This is a genomic window from uncultured Pseudokineococcus sp., assembly GCF_947499845.1.
Classification (GTDB): domain Bacteria; phylum Actinomycetota; class Actinomycetes; order Actinomycetales; family Quadrisphaeraceae; genus Pseudokineococcus.
In genome coordinates, this window is sequence record NZ_CANMPM010000009.1 from 16,759 (window position 1) to 32,149 (window position 15,391).

Here is a 15,391-nt window from a genome sequence, read left to right on the forward strand (position 1 = left end):
CGACGAGCAGGCCCCGGCGCCCGGTGACGTCGGGCGCCCGGACGGCGCTGGGTACGGTCCCCGCCATGCCCTCGCCCCCCGGCCCGGACCTCGACGACGTCGACCGCGCCGTCGTCGCCGCGCTCGTCGCGGACGGCCGCCTCAGCTACACCGACCTGGGCAGGCAGGTCGGGCTGCCGACGTCGACCGTGCACCAGCGCGTGCGCCGCCTCGAGCAGCGCGGCGTCCTGCGCGGCTACACGGCCGTCGTCGACCCCGAGGCCCTGGGCCTGCCGCTGTCGGCCATCGTCTCCGTCACGCCGTTCGACCCCGCCGCGCCGGACGACGTCCCCGAGCGCCTCGCCCGCGTGGCCGAGGTCGAGTCCTGCTGGTCCGTCGCCGGCGAGGAGAGCTACGTCCTCCTCGTCCGCACCGAGACGCCGGGCCGCCTCGAGGAGGTCCTCGCCGAGATCCGGACGGCCGGCTCGGTCGCCACGCGCACCACCGTGATCCTCTCCACCCCCTTCGAGGGTCGGCGCCGCACGCCCTGACACCGCGGAGACGGGGGAGTCGTCCACGACCGTGACCGTGCACGGTCACGCCCGTGGACCACTCCACCGGGGGACGGCGCTCGGCCCCGCAGCGGGCGTTCGGCGGGCAGACTGCCCGGCGGACGCGCCCTCCGGGGCGATGACGGGGGACGACGGGGGACGGGGACGACGTGGTGCCGCAGGACGACTGGTTCTTCAGGACCGACGGGGGAGACGGGGCTGACGCCGGGGACCGGGCCGGCTCGGGTGACCGCGTCGACGACGTGACGGCGGTGGCCGGCGCCCCGGGCGAGGAGGCCGGCCCGAACGGGCGAGCCCCTCGGGGGCGCCGCAAGGCCCTCGTCGCGGCGGGCGCGACCGCGGCGGTCGCCCTCGGGCTCACCGCCGCCGGAGCCGTGGTCGTGACCGGCCTCGGCGGGCCGGACGTCGTCCTCGCGCGCGCGGCCTCCCCGGTGGCGCCCGAGGCCTCCGACGGCGGGACCGCCCCCGACGGCGCGGACGACGCCTACCTCGCCTCGCTCACGGCCCCGACCGAGACCCCGCCGCCGCCCCCGCCGCCCGAGCCGGTGGACGTCCCGGAGCCGGTGGTGCGCGTCGAGCCGCTCGCGCCGGGCGAGTCCTACGGCGAGGACGCCGACCCCTGGGCCGTCGCGTACGAGGTGCCCGACGTCGGGGCGACCTGGTCGGCGGCCCTGCCCGACGGTCAGGTGGGGCTCGGCGACCTGGGCCAGTACCGCTTCCAGCCCACCGTGCCGGGGCAGAGCTGCAACGGCGGGTCGTCCTCGCCGCGCTCCGTGGCGGGACGGCAGTGGATGTGGGCGGAGGAGGACTCGAACCGGCTCGACCAGACCACCGTCGGCCTCGTCGTCACGGGGTGGCCCGAGGGCGGCGGCCCCTCGGCCTTCGCCGACGTCGTCGAGGACGACGGGCCCTGCGCCTGGTACGACGACGTGCCGTCGCCCGCCGACGTCGCCGTCCCCTCGGCGGACGAGGCCTGGGCCGGCGTGCGCCGGAGCCCCGTGGGCGACGGGTCGGTGATCCTGCTCGGCGCCGCCCGCACGGGCGACCTCGTCGTCGGGGTCCAGGTGCAGCACCCGGCGGCCGGCGACGCCGACGCCCTCACCGGCCGGCTCCTCGAGGCCGCCGTGCTCGAGCTCCTGGCCGCGGACCCCGGCGGCGCCGCCGGCTGACCCGCCGGGGCGGCGCCCCGCGGCTACGGTCGCGCGCGTGACCTTCTCGATCGTGGGACGCAGCCCCGACGGCACGGCGCTCGGCGTGGCCGTGGCCTCCAAGTTCCTCGCCGTCGGCGGCTTCGTCCCCGCCCTCGAGGTGGGCGTCGGGGCGCTCGCGACCCAGGCGGCCGTCAACCTCGCGCTCAAGGCCGAGGGGCTGGCGCTGATGCGCGGCGGCGCGAGCGCCGCCGAGGCGCTGGACCGCTTCCTCGCCGCCGACGAGGGGCGCGCGGAGCGCCAGGCCGGCGCGGTCGACGCCGACGGGCGGGCGGCGACGCGCACCGGCAGCGCGTGCCACCCGTGGGCGGGCGGGGAGGCCGACGAGGGGCCCGAGGGGTCCTTCGCCGCGCAGGGCAACATCCTCGTCGGCCCGGAGGTCATCGAGGCGATGGTCGCCGCGTGGCGGGCCTCCGCGGCGGAGCGGTCCCTGCCGCGCCGCCTGCTCGCCGCGCTGGAGGCCGGTGACGCCGCGGGCGGCGACCGCCGCGGCCGCCAGTCCGCGGCCCTCGTCGTCGTCGCACCGGGCGGCGGGTACGGCGGCTCGGACGTCGTCGTCGACCTCCGCAGCGACGACGACGCCGCCCCCGTGGCCCACCTCGCCCGGATGCTCGGCGAGCACGAGCTCCTCTTCGGCCGGACGCCGCCCGAGGAGCTGCTGGCCTGGGACGACGGCCTGCGCGCCGAGGTCCGCCGGCTCCTCGACGCGACCGGCACCGCCGGCGGCGACCTGGACGGGGACCTCGAGCGGTGGGCCGGCGCGCAGAACCTCGAGGAGCGCGTGCGCCCGGGAGGCGTCGACCGCCTCGACCCCGTCCTCCTCGCGCAGTTGCGCCGCGCGGACGGATGATCCTCCCGTCGTAGCCGGTCTCGACGGGACGCGACCGGCCCGCAGGGCCTTGTCGAGCGGAGGATCTCCCGTCTAGCCTCCGGGTCATGAGCGCACCCACCGTCGACCGCCCCACGAGCGCCGCCTCCGACGCGAGCAGGCCCGGCCCGAGCGGGCCGGTGACGGCCGCCACCGCCCACGAGCACGTCGCGGCGCACATGCTCGACGACGGCCTGGGGATGGTCCTCGACCTGGCGGCCTCGCGCGGGTCGCGCCTCGTGGACGCCCGCGACGGCAGCTCCTACCTCGACATGTTCACCTTCTTCGCCTCCTCGGCGCTGGGCATGAACCACCCCGACGTCGCCGAGGACGAGGCCTTCCGCGAGGAGCTGCTCCTCTCGGCCCTGTCCAAGCCGAGCAACTCCGACATCGTCACCGTGGAGCGGGCGCGCTTCGTCGACGTCTTCGCGCGCGTCCTCGGTGTCCCCGAGCTGCCGCACCTGTTCTTCGTCGAGGGCGGCGGGCTCGCCGTCGAGAACGCGCTCAAGACGGCGTTCGACTGGAAGAGCCGCTGGAACGAGGCCCACGGGATCGACCCGGCCCTCGGCACGAAGGTGCTCCACCTGCGCCAGGCGTTCCACGGCCGCACCGGGTACACGATGTCGCTGACGAACACCGACCCCACCAAGGTCGCGCGCTTCCCGCAGTTCGACTGGCCGCGCATCGACAACCCGCACCCCGTCGAGGGCGAGGACGACGCCGTCCTGCGCGCCCGCGAGGACGCGGCGCTCGCCCAGGCCCGCGCCGCCTTCGAGCAGCACGCGCACGACATCGCCTGCGCGATCGTCGAGCCGATCCAGGGGGAGGGCGGGGACAACCACCTCACCCCCCGCTTCCTGCAGGGCCTGCAGGCGCTCTGCCACGAGTTCGACGCCCTCTTCGTCTGCGACGAGGTGCAGACCGGCTGCGGGCTCACGGGCACGGCCTGGGCGCACCAGCAGCTCGGGCTCGAGCCCGACGTCGTCGCCTTCGGCAAGAAGACGCAGGTCTGCGGGATCATGGCCGGCCGCCGCGTGGACCTCGTGCCCGACAACGTCTTCCGCGTCTCGAGCCGCATCAACTCGACCTGGGGCGGCGGCCTCGTCGACATGGTCCGCGCGCGGCGCATCCTCGAGGTGCTCGAGCGGGACGACCTCGTGGGCCATGCCGCCCGCGCCGGCGAGCACCTGCTGGCCGGCCTGCGCGACCTCGCCGCCCGGCACCCCGAGGTCACCGACGTGCGCGGCCGCGGCCTCATGTGCGCCTTCGACCTGCCCGACGGCGAGCGCCGCGGCGCCCTGCTGGCCCACCTGGAGACCCACGAGCACGTGCTCGCCCTCGGGTGCGGCTCGCGCAGCGTGCGCTTCCGCCCGGCCCTCATCGTGACCACCGACGAGCTCGACGAGGCCCTCGCCGCCGTCGACCGCGCCCTGGCCGCCCTCGCCGGCGCCGCGGCGGGCGACACGGCGATGGCCGGTGCGGCGGCCGGTGCGGCCGTCGGCGCGCCGGCGCCGGGCGGCCCCGCCCCGGTGGCGGGGGAGGGCTCCTGAGCGCCGACGGCGGGCTCGTCGGCACGACGGCGCTGCGGGCCCGCTTCGCCGCCGCCCTCTCGGCGCTCTACGCCACCGAGGTGCCGGCCTACGGCACGCTCGTGGAGGTCGCCGGGGAGGTCAACGCCGCCGTCCTCGCCGCGGACCCGGAGGCGGCGCAGGAGCTCGGGAGCATCGAGCGGGTGACGGCGGAGCGGCACGGCGCGATCCGTGTCGGGACGGCCCGTGAGCTCGCGCAGGTGGGGCAGGTCTTCGCCGCGCTCGGCATGCGCCCGGTCGGCTTCTACGACCTGCGCGAGGCCGGGCAGCCCGTCCCCGTCGTCTCGACGGCCTTCCGCCCCGTGGACGACGCGGAGCTGGCGGCCAACCCGTTCCGCGTCTTCACCTCGGTGCTGGCCACGGACGACCGCCGCTTCTTCGACGCCGACCTCCAGGCCCGCCTCGAGGCGCGGCTGGCCGGGCGCGAGCTCTTCAGCCCGGCGCTGCTCGACCTCGCGGCGCGCGCCGAGGCCGACGGCGGCCTCGCCCCGGACGACGCCGACGCCCTCGTCGGCGCCGCGACGGCGGCCTTCGCCCTCTCGCCCGAGCCGGTGGACGCCGCCTGGTACGCCGAGCTGGAGCGCGTGTCCGGCGTGGCGGCGGACATCGGCGGCGTCGGCTCGACGCACGTCAACCACCTCACGCCGCGGGTGCTCGACATCGACGCCCTCTACGCCCGGATGACCGAGCGCGGCGTGACGATGATCGACGCCATCCAGGGCCCGCCGGGCGGCGGTGCGCCGGTCCTGCTGCGGCAGACGAGCTTCCGCGCCCTGTCCGAGCCGCGGGCGATGCGCGACCCCGACGGCTCGGTGCGGGCGGGCGCCCTGCGGGTCCGCTTCGGCGAGGTGGAGGCCCGCGGCTGCGCCGTCACGCCCGCGGGACGCGCCCGGTACGACGCCTGGATGGCCGCGCACAGCTCGGCGTCCCACCGCGACGTCTTGTGGCGCAGGCTCTTCCCGGACGAGGCCGACGCCCAGGCGGCTGCGGGGCTCACGCAGGTGCGCTGGGTGCCGGTCGCCGACCGGCCCCGCGACGGCGCGACGCCGCCGCACGACCTGGCCCGCCTGCTCGCCGACGGGTGGGTGCGCGCCGAGCCGGTCGTCTACGAGGACTTCCTGCCCGCCTCCGCCGCCGGCATCTTCGCGTCCAACCTCGACGGCACGGGGGAGCGCCGGGAGGACGCCGGCGGCAGCTCCCGCGACGCCGGCTGGCTCGCCGACGCCCTCGGGCGCGAGGTGCTCGACCCGGCGGACCTCTACGCCGCCACCAGCACGACGAGCGCCGCCGAGGCGGCCCGCGCCCTGGGGCTGCCCCCGCTCGAGCAGCCCGCCGCCCGGCCCCTGGGCGAGGTGCTCGACGCGCCGGTCGCCACCGCCTGAGCCGCAGGCGCCGACCTGGGAGGCTGCCGACGTCGGCCCCCGGCCCCCACCACTCCGTCCCACCCCGAAGGAGCTCCGTCCCGTGACCAGCAGCACGCCCCCGACCGCCGACCGCACCCCCGAGGGGGAGCCGCTCGAGGGGGCGCTCGCCGGACCCGGCGGCCAGCGCCCGGCAGGAGTGCTCGGCCTCGTCGCCGGCACCGACGAGATCCGCGAGAGGGCCCTGGCCGCGCTGCGCGCGTGCGGCGTGGACGTCGACGCGCTGCGGTCCGAGGGCGAGGCCGCCGCGTCCGCGGGCGCTCCGGTCGTCACCGCTCGCACGCCCGTGACGGGGGAGGACCTCTTCCCCCTGCCCGCGACGAGCGCCGACGGCGTCGCCGCCGCCGTGGGCCTGGCCGAGGGCGCCTTCGCCGTGTGGCGCACGACGCCGGCCCCCGTGCGCGGCTTCCTCGTCAAGCGGCTCGGCCAGCTGCTCGTCGAGCACCTCGACGACCTGGCCGCGCTCGTCACCACCGAGGTCGGCAAGACGCCCTCGGAGGCCCGCGGCGAGGTGCAGGAGATGGTCGACGTCTGCGACCTCGCCGTCGGCCTCTCCCGCCAGCTGACCGGCCGCACGATGCCCTCGGAGCGCCCCGGCCACCGCCTCATGGAGACCTGGCACCCGCTCGGCCCCGTCGCCGTCGTCAGCGCCTTCAACTTCCCCGTCGCGGTGTGGTCCTGGAACAGCGCGCTCGCCCTCGTGTGCGGCGACCCGGTGGTGTGGAAGCCCTCGGAGCTCACCCCGCTGACGGCGCTGGCCTGCACGGCGCTCGCCGAGCGCGCCGCCCGCGAGTGCGGGGCGCCCGAGGGCCTCGTCCCCCTCGTCCTCGGCGGCGCCGACGTCGGCCAGCAGCTCGTCGACGACCCGCGCGTCCCCCTCGTCTCCGCCACCGGCTCCGTGCCCATGGGCCGCGACGTCGGCGCCCGCGTGGCCGCGCGCTTCGGCCGCACCCTGCTCGAGCTCGGCGGGAACAACTGCGCGGTCGTCGCCCCGTCGGCCGACCTCGACCTCGCCGTGCGCGGCATCGTCTTCGCCGCGGCGGGCACGGCCGGCCAGCGGTGCACCACCCTGCGCCGGTTGCTCGTCCACACCTCGGTGGCCGACGAGCTGCTCGCACGGCTCGTCGAGGTCTACGGGCGCCTGCCCGTCGGCGACCCCTCCGCCGAGGGCGCGCTCGTCGGCCCGCTCGTCGCGCCCCGCGCGCACGAGGCCATGGAGGCCGCGCTCGCGCGGGCCCGCGCCGACGGCGGCGAGGTCCTCGTCGGCGGGGAGCGCGTCCTCGTCGACGAGGCGCCGGCCGCGCGCTACGTGCGCCCGGCGGTCGTGCGCATGCCGGCGCAGACGGACGTCGTCCGCACCGAGACCTTCGCGCCCGTCCTCTACGTCATGACCTACGACGACCTCGACGAGGCGATCGCCGTCCACAACGACGTCCCGCAGGGCCTCTCGAGCGCGATCTTCACGCTCGACGCCCGCGAGGCAGAGCGGTGGATGGCGGCCGACGGCTCCGACTGCGGCATCGTCAACGTCAACATCGGCACCTCGGGCGCCGAGATCGGCGGGGCGTTCGGCGGCGAGAAGGAGACCGGGGGCGGCCGCGAGTCGGGCTCGGACTCCTGGCGCGCGTACATGCGGCGGGCCACCAACACGGTGAACCACAGCCGGGAGCTGCCGCTGGCGCAGGGCGTCGACTTCGGCTGACCCGCCCCGCGTCCGCGAGACGCCCGTCCCGCATGTCGGGACGGGCGTCTCGGCGGTTGACGCCGCCCGGCGGCAGGAGCACTGTTGCGGCATGTCGAGCCAGCAGGGCGTCCTCGTAGTTCCCGGGCGTGCGTGAGCCCAGCGCCCTGACGGCTCCGCACGCGACCCCTCGACCGCCCGCTCCGCGCGGGCCGAGGGGTCTCGTCATGTCTGGGGTCGTCACACTGGACCCCGGCGCCGCAGTCCGCAGGTGAGACCGCCTGAGGGGCTCGACCGCCCGACCGCACCGCCAGCTCGACCGCACCGCCAGCTCGACCGCACCGCCAGCTCGACCGAGACGCAGCAGCGCACCACCCGGGCCCGCCAGGCCCAGCGGCCCCTCCGGGGCGCCGTCGGAACCCCTCGCACGGAGGACACCATGGCCAGCGCCGACCAGCGCACCGCCCCGCGTCCGGGCCCCCGGCCCACCCCGCCCGCGCACGCCCAGGCCACCGTCGGCCAGGCCGCGGCCGGCCGGCCCGCCGCCGCGGCCGAGCGCGGCGAGCCGATGACGGGCGCGCAGAGCCTCGTCCGCTCCCTCGAGGCGGCGCAGGTCGAGGTCGTCTTCGGCATCCCCGGCGGCGCGATCCTCCCCGCCTACGACCCGCTGCTCGACAGCGCGAGCGTCCGCCACGTCCTCGTCCGCCACGAGCAGGGCGCGGGCCACGCGGCGCAGGGCTACGCGCAGGCCACGGGCCGCGTCGGCGTCTGCATGGCGACGTCGGGCCCCGGCGCGACGAACCTCGTCACCGCCATCGCCGACGCGCACATGGACTCGGTGCCGATGGTCGCCATCACCGGCCAGGTCTCCTCCGCCGCCATCGGCACGGACGCCTTCCAGGAGGCCGACATCGTCGGCATGACGATGCCGGTGACGAAGCACAACTTCCTCGTCACCGACCCCGACGACATCCCGCGGACGATCGCCGAGGCCTTCCACATCGCCTCGACGGGCCGGCCGGGCCCGGTGCTCGTCGACGTCTCCAAGGACGCGCTGCAGGCGCGCACGACCTTCCTGTGGCCGGCGTCGCTCGACCTGCCCGGGTACCGGCCGACGACGACGCCGCACCGCCGGCAGGTCCGCGAGGCCGCCAAGCTGCTCGCCGCCGCGGAGCGCCCCGTGCTCTACGTCGGTGGCGGCGTGCTCAAGGCCCACGCCGCGGCCGAGCTGGCCGAGCTCGTCGAGCTGTCCGGCGCCCCCGTCGTGACGACGCTCATGGCCCGGGGCGCGCTGCCCGACAGCCACCCCAGCCACCTCGGGATGCCCGGCATGCACGGCACCGTCGCCGCGGTCACGGCCCTGCAGAAGGCCGACCTGCTCGTGGCGCTCGGCGCCCGCTTCGACGACCGGGTGACGGGCAAGCTCTCGAGCTTCGCCCCGGACGCCGCCGTCGTCCACGCCGACGTCGACCCGGCCGAGATCGGCAAGAACCGCGTCGTCGACGTGCCGATCGTCGGCGACGCGCGGGAGGTGCTCGCCGAGCTCGTGCCCGCGCTGCGCGCCGAGCACGCCGACGGGCACCGGGCCGACCTGACGACCTGGTGGCGCCAGCTCGACCAGCTCCGCCGCACCTACCCGCTGGGGTACGCCGAGGCCGAGGACGGCTCGCTGGCCCCGCAGCGGGTCATCACGCGGCTCGGCGAGATCGCCGGCCCCGAGGCGATCTACGTCTCCGGCGTGGGCCAGCACCAGATGTGGGCCGCGCAGTTCATCGGCTACGAGCGCCCCGGCAGCTGGATCAACTCCGGCGGCCTCGGGACCATGGGTTTCGCCGTGCCGGCGGCCATGGGCGCCAAGGTCGGCGACCCCGACCGCGTCGTCTGGGCGGTGGACGGCGACGGCTGCTTCCAGATGACCAACCAGGAGCTCGCCACGTGCGCGCTCAACGGCATCCCCATCAAGGTCGCCGTCATCAACAACTCGAGCCTCGGCATGGTCCGGCAGTGGCAGACCCTCTTCTACGAGGGCCGCTACTCCAACACCGACCTCCACACCGGCTCGGCGGTGGCGATGGGCCAGCGGATCCCCGACTTCGTCAAGCTCGCCGAGGCCTACGGCTGCGTGGGCCTGCGCTGCGAGCGTCCCGAGGACCTCGACGCGACGATCGAGGCGGCCATGGCCGTCACCGACCGGCCCGTGGTCGTGGACTTCGTCGTCCACCGCGACGCGATGGTCTGGCCGATGGTCGCCGCGGGCGTGAGCAACGACGAGATCCAGTACGCGCGCGGCGTCTCGCCCGAGTGGGACCGCGACGAGGAGACCAGCACCGAGGACGACGCCGCGCCGACCCCCACCGGGGCGGGCGTGGCCCACGAGGGGGAGGGGCAGCGATGACGCTCCTGCAGCCGGCCCAGCAGGTCGGGCGGACGCCGACGACCCGGCACACGCTGTCGGTCCTCGTCCAGGACGTGCCGGGCGTGCTCGCCCGCGTCGCGGGCCTGTTCTCGCGGCGCGGCTTCAACATCGTGAGCCTCGCCGTCGGCCCGACCGAGCAGGTCGGGGTCTCCCGCATGACGGTCGTCGTCGACGTCGAGAGCCTCCCGCTCGAGCAGGTCGTCAAGCAGCTCAACAAGCTCGTCAACGTGCTGAAGATCGTCGAGCTCGACCCGGGGGCGGCCGTCCAGCGCGAGCTGCTGCTCGTCAAGGTCCGCGCCGACGCGACGACCCGCGCGCAGGTGCTCGACGTCGTCCAGCTCTTCCGCGCGCACGTCGTCGACGTGGCACCGGAGGCCCTGACGATCGAGACGACGGGCGAGCCCGACAAGATCGCCGCGCTGCTGCGGATGCTCGAGCCCTTCGGCGTCCGCGAGCTCGTCCAGTCCGGGCAGGTCGCCCTCGCCCGCGGCTCGCGGGCGATGACCGACCGCGCGGCCGACCGTCCGCTGCGCTCCGCCTGAGCCTCGTCGGGCCCGTGACCGGGCCCGACGCGGGACGGACCGTCCCACCCGCACCACCGACCAGCACCGACCGATGCGAGGAGCCCACCCCGTGGCCGACATGTTCTACGACGCCGACGCCGACCTGTCCCTGATCCAGGGCCGCACCGTGGCCGTCATCGGCTACGGCAGCCAGGGCCACGCGCACGCCCTGAGCCTGCGCGACTCCGGCGTCGACGTCCGCGTCGGCCTCGCCGAGGGCAGCCGCAGCCGGGCGAAGGCCGAGGCCGAGGGCCTGCGCGTCGTCACGCCGGCCGAGGCGGCCGCGGAGGCCGACTTCGTCGTCGTCCTCACGCCCGACCAGACCCAGCGCGGCCTCTACGCCGAGGCGATCGCCCCCAACCTCGCCGACGGCGACGTGCTGCTCTTCGCGCACGGCTTCAACATCCGCTTCGGCTACATCCAGCCGCCCGCCAGCGTCGACGTCGTCATGGTCGCCCCCAAGGGCCCCGGGCACCTCGTGCGCCGCGAGTACGTCGACGGGCGCGGCGTGCCCGTCATCGTCGCCGTCGAGCAGGACGCGAGCGGCGAGGCGTGGCCGCTGGCCCTCTCCTACGCCAAGGCGATCGGCGGCCTGCGCGCCGGCGGCATCCGCACGACCTTCACCGAGGAGACCGAGACCGACCTCTTCGGCGAGCAGGCCGTCCTGTGCGGCGGCGCGTCCGCACTGGTCCAGGCCGGCTTCGAGACCCTCGTCGAGGCGGGCTACCAGCCCGAGGTCGCCTACTTCGAGTGCCTCCACGAGCTCAAGCTCATCGTCGACCTCATGTACGAGGGCGGCATCGCCAAGCAGCGCTGGAGCGTCTCCGACACGGCCGAGTACGGCGACTACGTCTCCGGGCCGCGCGTCATCGACGCCCGCGTGAAGGAGAACATGAAGGCCGTGCTCTCCGACATCCAGGACGGCACCTTCGCGAAGCGCTTCATCGCCGACCAGGACGCCGGCAAGCCCGAGTTCACGCGCCTGCGCGAGCAGGGCGAGCAGCACCCCATCGAGGAGACCGGGCGCCAGCTGCGCGGTCTCATGAGCTGGGTCACGAGCGACGACGACTACACCGAGGGCACCGCGGCGCGCTGACACCGGCCGCGCCACCGGCCCTGCGCGAGGGTCGGGCCCGCGGCACCGACGAACGGCGGGACACCCGAGCTCGGTGTCCCGCCGTTCGTCGGACTCGAGCGGCAGGCGCGGCGCCGAGGCCGGGACGCCTCGCCGTCCGGGCGGTGGCGTGCCGGCCCGGAGGCCGGACCGGGGAGGATGGGGCGCATGGACGCCGACCGCCCCGCCGACGAGATCGTCCGCTTCTGGGAGACGGCGCGCAGCCGCGCCGGCCTCGGGCGGCTGTCGGTCGTCACGGGCACGAGCGCCGCGACGGCCGTAGCGCCGCCGGCGTGGGCCTTCGGCGCCGACCCCCAGCAGGCCGACGAGCTGCTGGCGCTCGTGCTCGAGGGCGCCAAGACGGCGACGGCCAGCGCGCGCTGGGAGTACGAGGCCGAGGGGGAGGCGCTGCCCCGCCCCGGCGACCTGTCGATCGTCCTCGACGGCGCCGGCCACCCCCGGGCGCTCGTGCGGACGACGAGCGTCGACGTCGTGCCCTTCCGCGAGGTCAGCGCCGAGCACGCCCGCGCCGAGGGGGAGGGCGACCGGTCCCTGGCGCACTGGCGCGCCGTCCACGAGCGCTTCTTCTCCGCCACGCTGGCCGAGGTCGGCCGGGGCTTCGACGACGGCCTCCTCGTCGTCTGCGAGGGCCTGCAGCTGCTGCACCCGGAGCGCCGCCCGGTGCGCGAGCGCGCGCCCCAGCCCGTCGACGCCTGAGCCGGCCTCCTCCTGTGCGCGGGCGCGGCGTCGTGCTCCGCCTTGCAGGGGCCCGGCGCAGCGACCAGCCTCGCGGGATGACTGGAGCAGACATATGAGGGCAGTGACCTGGCACGGCACCCGCGACGTGCGGGTGGAGGAGGTGCCGGACCCGACGATCCAGGAGCCCACCGACGCGGTGGTGCGGGTGACGACGACGAACGTCTGCGGGTCGGACCTGCACCTGTACGAACCGCTGGGCGCCTTCATGGGCGTCGGCGACGTGCTGGGCCACGAGACCATGGGCGTCGTCGAGGCCGTCGGCTCCCAGACGGGGGACCTGCGGGTGGGCGACCGCGTGTCGATCCCCTTCCAGATCAGCTGCGGTCACTGCTGGATGTGCGACCGGCAGCTCTACACGCAGTGCGAGACGACGCAGGTCCGCGACCAGGGCACGGGGGCCGCGCTGTTCGGCTTCTCGCAGCTGTACGGCGAGGTGCCGGGTGGCCAGGCGGAGTACCTGCGGGTGCCGCAGGCCCAGTCCACGCACGTCAAGCTGCCGGAGGGGCCGCCGGACGACCGCTTCGCCTACCTCTCGGACATCCTCCCCACCGCCTGGCAGGGCGTCGCCTACGCCGACGTCCCCGACGGCGGGACCCTCGTCGTCCTCGGGCTCGGCCCCATCGGCGACTTCGCCGCCCGGATCGGCCTCCACAAGGGCTACCGCGTGATCGGCGTGGACACCGTCCCGGAGCGCCTGGCCCGGGCCCGCGCGCGGGGGGTGGAGGTCGTGGACCTCACCGACCACGAGGACGACCTCGGCGACGTCCTGCGCGACATGACGGACGGGCGCGGGCCGGACTCGGTGCTCGACGCCGTTGGCCTCGAGGCCCACGGGTCGCCCGCGACCACGGCGGTCCAGAAGTTCGCCGGGGTCCTGCCCGACGCCCTCGCCGGCCCTCTGCTGAAGACGGCCGGTGTGGACCGGCTGAAGGCCCTCCACACCGCCGTGGACGTCGTCCGCCGCGGCGGCACCATCTCCGTGTCCGGCGTCTACAGCGGGGCGGCCGACCCCCTGCCGATGGTCACCCTCTTCGACAAGCAGGTCCAGCTGCGCATGGGGCAGTGCAACGTCAAGCGGTGGGTCCCCGAGATCATGCCGCTGCTCACCGACGAGGACCCGCTGGGCGTCGACGACTTCGCCACGCACCGGCTCCCGCTCGAGAGCGCGCCGGAGGCGTACCGGATGTTCGCCGAGAAGGAGGACGGCTGCGTCAAGGTGCAGCTGAAGCCCTGAGCGAGGGGCCCTGAGCCAGAAGCCCTGAGCGAGGGGCCCGACGACGACGCCCGCCCCGGCAGCAGCCGGGGCGGGCGTCGTCGTCAGCGCGGGGCGCTGCTCAGTACTTGCGCTCCATCGGCTGGTAGCGCGTCTGCACGACCGGCTTGTAGTCGAGCCGGACGGCCTCGCGGCCCTCGTCGTCGACCGCCTTATAGGCCATGGTGTGGCGCATGAAGTTCACGTCGTCGCGCGCGGTGTAGTCCTCGCGGAAGTGGCCGCCGCGGGACTCCTGGCGGGCCAGGGCGCCGACGACGATGACCTCGGACAGCTCGAGGAGGAAGCCGAGCTCGACGGCCTCGAGCAGGTCGGTGTTGAACCGCTTGCCCTTGTCCTGCACCACGACCCGCTCGTAGCGCTCGCGCAGCCCGGCGAGGTCGGTGAGGCACTGCTTGAGGCTGGCCTCGGTGCGGAAGACCTGGGCGTTCGCGTCCATCGTCTCCTGCATGGCCTGGCGCAGGGGCGCCACGCGCTCGCCGGTCTCGCGGCCGCGGATGCCCTCGAGCGTGCCGACGACACCGGCCTCGGCGCCCTCGGGCATGTCGACGAGCGCCGTCGTCTCGTCGTTGGCGAAGTGCGCGGCCGCGAGGCCGGCGCGCTTGCCGAAGACGTTGATGTCGAGCAGCGAGTTCGTGCCCAGGCGGTTGGAGCCGTGGACCGACACGCAGGCGACCTCGCCGGCGGCGTAGAGGCCCCGGACGACGGTGTCGTTGTCCGAGAGCACCTCGGCGTCGACGTTGGTCGGCACGCCGCCCATGGCGTAGTGCGCCGTCGGGTACACGGGCACCGGCTCGGTGTAGGGCTCGACGCCGAGGTAGGTGCGGGCGAACTCGGTGATGTCGGGGAGCTTGGCGTCGATGTGCGCCGGCTCGAGGTGGGTCAGGTCGAGGAGGACGTAGTCGCCGTCGGGCCCGGCGCCGCGGCCCTCGCGCACCTCGTTGGCCATCGAGCGGGCGACGATGTCGCGCGGCGCGAGGTCCTTGATCGTGGGGGCGTAGCGCTCCATGAAGCGCTCGCCGTCCTTGTTGCGCAGGATGCCGCCCTCGCCGCGCGCCGCCTCCGACAGGAGGATGCCGAGGCCCGCGAGGCCCGTCGGGTGGAACTGGAAGAACTCCATGTCCTCCAGCGGCAGGCCCGCCCGGTAGGCGATGCCCATGCCGTCGCCGGTGAGCGTGTGGGCGTTGGACGTCGTCTTGTAGACCTTGCCGACGCCGCCGGTCGCGAGGACGACGGCCTTGGCGCGGAAGACGTGGATCTCGCCGGTGGCGAGCTCGTAGGCGACGACGCCGGCCACGGCCTTCTCGCCGAGCGGGTTGGTGCCCATGACCATGTCGAGCACGTAGAACTCGTTGTAGAACTCGACCTCGTGCTTGACGCACTGCTGGTAGAGCGTCTGCAGGATCATGTGGCCGGTGCGGTCGGCCGCGAAGCACGAGCGGCGGACGGCGGACTCGCCGTGGTTGCGGGTGTGGCCGCCGAAGCGCCGCTGGTCGATGGTGCCCTCGGGCGTGCGGTTGAAGGGCAGGCCCATCTTCTCGAGGTCGAGGACCGCGTCGATGGCCTCGCGGCACATCACCTCGGCGGCGTCCTGGTCGACGAGGTAGTCGCCGCCCTTGACCGTGTCGAAGGTGTGCCACTCCCAGTTGTCCTCCTCGACGTTCGCGAGGGCGGCGCACATGCCGCCCTGGGCGGCGCCGGTGTGGGAGCGGGTCGGGTAGAGCTTGGTGAGCACGGCGGTGCGCGAGCGCTGGCCGGCCTCGATGGCGGCGCGCATGCCGGCGCCGCCGGCACCGACGATCACCACGTCGAAGATGTGCGTCTGGACCACGGGGGCCACCTCTCGGTCGGGACCGCGTCACGCCCCGGGCCCGGGACGTCGTCCTCGCCAGGGTAGGTGGTTGCCGGGCGATCGACGACGCCCGGACGCGAGGCTCTGCCTATCGACGCT

At 75.6% G+C, this 15,391-nt stretch carries 11 protein-coding genes and 1 pseudogene; 11 read left to right on the top strand and 1 reads right to left on the bottom strand.

From position 1 onward, the window contains the following. Window positions 1-65 precede the first annotated feature (65 nt). The 11 genes and pseudogenes from Q0789_RS09930 to Q0789_RS09980 all read left to right on the top strand — a co-directional run bounded on the left by Q0789_RS09930 (window position 66) and on the right by Q0789_RS09980 (window position 13,404). On the top strand, window positions 66-530 hold the full coding sequence (locus Q0789_RS09930) for an Lrp/AsnC family transcriptional regulator (RefSeq protein WP_298804689.1): 465 nt from the start codon (window positions 66-68) through the stop codon (window positions 528-530). Between the two features lie 170 nt (window positions 531-700). Further along, window positions 701-1,720, top strand: coding sequence for a hypothetical protein (locus Q0789_RS09935; protein WP_298804691.1), 1,020 nt, complete (start codon window positions 701-703; stop codon window positions 1,718-1,720). A gap of 37 nt (window positions 1,721-1,757) precedes the next feature. Next, window positions 1,758-2,609 carry a DUF1028 domain-containing protein gene (locus Q0789_RS09940; RefSeq protein ID WP_298804692.1) on the top strand — a complete coding sequence of 284 codons (852 nt, stop codon included), beginning with the start codon at window positions 1,758-1,760 and terminating at the stop codon, window positions 2,607-2,609. Window positions 2,610-2,695: 86 nt separating this feature from the next. After that, window positions 2,696-4,063, top strand: a pseudogene (lat, locus tag Q0789_RS09945) (L-lysine 6-transaminase); the annotation flags it as partial. 110 nt (window positions 4,064-4,173) lie between these two features. Beyond that, the gene (locus Q0789_RS09950; protein WP_366917706.1) at window positions 4,174-5,598 is read left to right on the top strand and encodes a VOC family protein; all 1,425 of its coding nucleotides are present in this window, start codon (window positions 4,174-4,176) and stop codon (window positions 5,596-5,598) included. A 178-nt stretch (window positions 5,599-5,776) separates the two neighbouring features. Then, the gene (locus Q0789_RS09955; RefSeq protein ID WP_366917707.1) at window positions 5,777-7,339 is read left to right on the top strand and encodes an aldehyde dehydrogenase family protein; all 1,563 of its coding nucleotides are present in this window, start codon (window positions 5,777-5,779) and stop codon (window positions 7,337-7,339) included. A gap of 547 nt (window positions 7,340-7,886) precedes the next feature. Beyond that, complete coding sequence (locus Q0789_RS09960) at window positions 7,887-9,713, top strand: acetolactate synthase large subunit (protein WP_366917708.1); 1,827 nt, start codon at window positions 7,887-7,889, stop codon at window positions 9,711-9,713. Next, entirely contained in the window at window positions 9,710-10,276 is a 567-nt protein-coding gene (gene ilvN / locus Q0789_RS09965) for an acetolactate synthase small subunit (protein WP_298804699.1), read from the top strand. Before Q0789_RS09960 ends, ilvN begins: the two co-directional genes overlap by 4 nt. A gap of 91 nt (window positions 10,277-10,367) precedes the next feature. Then, on the top strand, window positions 10,368-11,393 hold the full coding sequence (ilvC, locus tag Q0789_RS09970; RefSeq protein WP_363326029.1) for a ketol-acid reductoisomerase: 1,026 nt from the start codon (window positions 10,368-10,370) through the stop codon (window positions 11,391-11,393). Between the two features lie 186 nt (window positions 11,394-11,579). Next, on the top strand, window positions 11,580-12,128 hold the full coding sequence (locus Q0789_RS09975) for an ASCH domain-containing protein (RefSeq protein ID WP_298804703.1): 549 nt from the start codon (window positions 11,580-11,582) through the stop codon (window positions 12,126-12,128). A gap of 94 nt (window positions 12,129-12,222) precedes the next feature. Then, window positions 12,223-13,404: a zinc-dependent alcohol dehydrogenase gene (locus Q0789_RS09980; RefSeq protein WP_298804705.1), complete on the top strand. Its 1,182-nt coding sequence runs from the start codon at window positions 12,223-12,225 to the stop codon at window positions 13,402-13,404. A gap of 100 nt (window positions 13,405-13,504) precedes the next feature. Here Q0789_RS09980 and sdhA read toward each other — a convergent pair whose 3' ends face one another. Beyond that, on the bottom strand, window positions 13,505-15,271 hold the full coding sequence (sdhA, locus tag Q0789_RS09985; protein WP_298804707.1) for a succinate dehydrogenase flavoprotein subunit: 1,767 nt from the start codon (window positions 15,269-15,271) through the stop codon (window positions 13,505-13,507). Window positions 15,272-15,391 lie beyond the last annotated feature (120 nt).

Excerpts from the sequence above, each read along its gene's own strand:
- Q0789_RS09975 (WP_298804703.1), top strand. The coding sequence starts at position 11,580 with ATGGACGCCGACCGCCCCGCCGACGAGATCGTCCGCTTCTGGGAGACG.
- Q0789_RS09960 (WP_366917708.1), top strand. The coding sequence starts at position 7,887 with ATGACGGGCGCGCAGAGCCTCGTCCGCTCCCTCGAGGCGGCGCAGGTC.
- Q0789_RS09980 (WP_298804705.1), top strand. The coding sequence starts at position 12,223 with ATGAGGGCAGTGACCTGGCACGGCACCCGCGACGTGCGGGTGGAGGAG.
- Q0789_RS09930 (WP_298804689.1), top strand. The coding sequence starts at position 66 with ATGCCCTCGCCCCCCGGCCCGGACCTCGACGACGTCGACCGCGCCGTC.
- ilvN (WP_298804699.1), top strand. The coding sequence starts at position 9,710 with ATGACGCTCCTGCAGCCGGCCCAGCAGGTCGGGCGGACGCCGACGACC.